General features: G+C 33.8%; 2 protein-coding genes and 1 pseudogene. 1 reads left to right on the top strand and 2 read right to left on the bottom strand.

Going from position 1 to position 2,523, the window contains the following annotated elements:
* Positions 1–132 (bottom strand): annotated as a pseudogene (locus ACSC97_RS18070) (IS701 family transposase); the annotation flags it as partial.
* Positions 133–208: 76 nt separating this feature from the next.
* Between ACSC97_RS18070 and ACSC97_RS18065 the strand changes: the two are divergent.
* Positions 209–1,843, top strand: a complete 1,635-nt coding sequence (locus ACSC97_RS18065; protein WP_436662324.1) for a lipase family alpha/beta hydrolase — start codon at positions 209–211, stop codon at positions 1,841–1,843.
* Positions 1,844–1,897: 54 nt separating this feature from the next.
* Here ACSC97_RS18065 and ACSC97_RS18060 read toward each other — a convergent pair whose 3' ends face one another.
* Positions 1,898–2,326, bottom strand: a complete 429-nt coding sequence (locus tag ACSC97_RS18060) for a hypothetical protein (RefSeq protein ID WP_436662322.1) — start codon at positions 2,324–2,326, stop codon at positions 1,898–1,900.
* Between the last annotated feature and the right edge of the window lie 197 nt (positions 2,327–2,523).

Genomic DNA, 2,523 nt, shown 5'->3' with positions numbered 1-2,523 from the left:
ACTATCATGCGAGATGTTATAAGTCTCGGCAAGTTGTGTGCAGCTAATAGAGTTCGGTTCTGTCATGAGAAAGCCCATATAAATGGGTAGAGTACAGGTTGCTGTAGAAGCATTTTTAATTCGTCTGATCACAGATACTTTATAAAGTATTTTAATACTTTTTTGAATCCGTCAATGCGTAAGTCCTATTAATGATGATAAAGATGATGTGTATGCTGCGATTAGTGAAATTTATTTAGCTAAAGCAATGGAAATCAATACAGATAAATGCTCTCATTTGCCTGATAAAGCCATCTGTATTGATCAAAAAATTCAATATCTCGATAAAAGCTTGCGCTATAGCTATGTCTATCTCTTTAAGTCCAAAAGTAGCGCTCAAGATCGAATATTTGATTACCGATTGAATCAAGTACGTATTATTTATAACGTGTCCATCTCGCAAATGTTGACGAATCTGTACCTGAAAAATGCAAGTTTAAATAATTTTTCTTTGAACCCATATCGTTATCATATCAATAAGCAAAATTATTCAGCCTTAAATACACTAAAACTGAAATCTTTCAAATCTAGCTATAATATGAACTTTTCACGGTTCAATATTATCAATCGTCAGGATGGGCTTGGTGCAGAGTTTGTGGCTGAGCGAGATGAAGAAAAAATTGAACCGAAATTTATCTTAAATCCTCGTGAGTACTATAAGAACAAATCTAATCCAAATATTCATGAACCCAAATTCTTCCCTATCACTGCGATTGCATTTCCCAAAGAAAATAGCAGTATTGCTGAAATATTAGATCAATCAGATTTTGAAATTCAGTTATTTGATCCATTTAAAACAAAACGTATAGCTATAGAAGGGCACTCTTACTATCTAACGGGCAATTATTCAGCACCATATGGGGCATGGCTATCTAAATATAACTTGGGTGCGTTGGGGTATTGGAGCTTAATTGATAAAGAACGTAACTTGATCATGCCACATTTGTATATGTTGGAGCCTTATAATCCAAACAAACGTGTCATAGTTTTGATTCATGGTCTCGCCAGTAGTCCAGAAGCATGGGTTTCACTTACCAATGATATTATTGGAGCGGATGATTTAAGAGATAACTATCAAGTTTGGAATGTTTTTTATTCGACTAACATGCCAATTGTTGAAAGCCGTTACCAGATTTATTCATTGTTGCAACAAGCATTTTTAAACATGGATGATTCCAGCCGTGCAGCGAAAGATGCTGTATTGATTGGTCACAGCATGGGGGGAGTGATTAGTCGACTTTTAGTTAGTGAAGCTGACATTTCATCTATTGCTTATCAAAAAATGAATGGAGCACAACAGGCTCAATATCAACGCGAACCATCAATAAAAGAACGATTTGAATTTAAGCCTATATCCCAGTTTTCACGTGCAATATTTATTGCAGCACCGCATCAGGGGACTCAATATGCGGATCGTTGGTTCACCAAGTTCGCACGTAAAATCATCAGATTGCCGAATGATTTTTATTCGGCTGTAGAGCAACGTCAAGTTCAAATTAAAACCGCTCAAAAAGGCATGATTGAGAATGGCGCAAGTGACTTAAGTTTAGGCTCAAATTTCATGACATTAACGAAACAAATTCAGCCTAAGTCTACTGTGATTTATCATTCAATTATTGGTAATGCTACAAACTCTAATTCAATTGAACAATCGACAGATGGTATTGTGCCTTATCGTAGTTCGCACTTGAATGGAGCGAGTTCAGAAATGGTGATTCATGGAGGTCACTCAATACAAGAAACGCCTGAGGCAGTTTTAGAGATTCGCCGTATACTACGTTTACATATTAAAGATATCAAATAGGTATATATTTATATCTAAATAATATCGAAAATATTTAAATAATTTTCTCGACTTTTAATAATAGTCTTTATAAAAGACTTTTTTGATTGGAATAATGGCTTGATTAATTTCTTTTGGGATACTTTTTAACATGAGTCTTTTTTCATTGATCGATAGAAGGTGATTTTGATAGTAAGTTTTTTTAGGAATTAAAATCAAAGGTTTTGTAAATTTTAAAGACTTCTGAGCTGTTAAATCAATTATGGTATCTTCATTTTCTAACCAAAAATGCGCTTTGGCGTTAAGATTTCTTCCTTGCATGAGTTTAAAGTTTGAGAAGCCTTGATCTTTGAAAACACTTAAGAGAAAAGCATGAACGATAAGTCCGTAATTGATGTCATCAATTTGATTCTGATTAGAAAAGATAAAGTTTTCATTGATGTAACTTGTTGCACATAAAAGAATGGTGTGTAACTCAAGTAACTTGTAGCCTCTGACTTCCATGTAATACCCACATAAATAAAATGCTTTAAAAGTAATAAATGATTACTTTAATTATCGTGTGAATTTTATATTGGAAACTTATCTTTAAGTTGACAAAAATAACTAATGATGCGAAAAGGTTTTTTTAGTTAACAGATGTTCACACATGCCTAGAATTGTTTCTGTACCACTTAGTTTAGAACAGCGAGAACGACTCA

It is taken from the genome of Acinetobacter sp. P1(2025) (assembly GCF_051390655.1).
Classification (GTDB): domain Bacteria; phylum Pseudomonadota; class Gammaproteobacteria; order Pseudomonadales; family Moraxellaceae; genus Acinetobacter; species Acinetobacter junii.
Note: the sequence above shows the minus strand (reverse complement) of the source record. Positions and strands in the feature narration are given on the sequence as shown.

What these genes read in the sequence shown, in the direction of transcription:
- ACSC97_RS18060 (WP_436662322.1), bottom strand. Translation starts at nt 2,326, where the DNA reads ATGGAAGTCAGAGGCTACAAGTTACTTGAGTTACACACCATTCTTTTA.